We start from the raw sequence: 325 nt of genomic DNA, 5'->3' as shown, positions 1-325 counted from the left end.
CGTGGTGTGGCAGACGTGGCCACCAGCCGCAAGCGCATCGAGGTGCAGATCAACCAGTTGCAGCAGTCCAGCGGCAAGCTGGAGGGCCAGGCCCAGCAGGCCCTCGCAGCCGGGCGCGAGGACCTCGCCCGCGAAGCCCTGAGCCGGCGCACCGCCGTGGCCTCCCAGCTCACGGACCTGCAGACCCAGCAGGCATCGGTGCAGGCCGAGGAGGAGAAACTCACCCTCGCCTCACAGCGCCTCCAGTCGAAGGTGGACATCTTCCGCACCAGCAAGGAGACCATCAAGGCCCGCTACACCGCAGCCGAGGCCCAGACCCGCATCA

General features: G+C 68.9%; 1 protein-coding gene. It reads left to right on the top strand.

The genetic code is table 11. The features are described 5' to 3' along the window. Positions 1 to 325, top strand: a 325-nt coding sequence (locus RB628_RS42975; RefSeq protein ID WP_318325812.1) for a PspA/IM30 family protein, incomplete at both ends; no start/stop codon positions are given.

The sequence above is a fragment of the Streptomyces sp. ADMS genome (assembly GCF_033441795.1).
Classification (GTDB): Bacteria; Actinomycetota; Actinomycetes; order Streptomycetales; family Streptomycetaceae; genus Streptomyces.
Note: the sequence above shows the minus strand (reverse complement) of the source record. Positions and strands in the feature narration are given on the sequence as shown.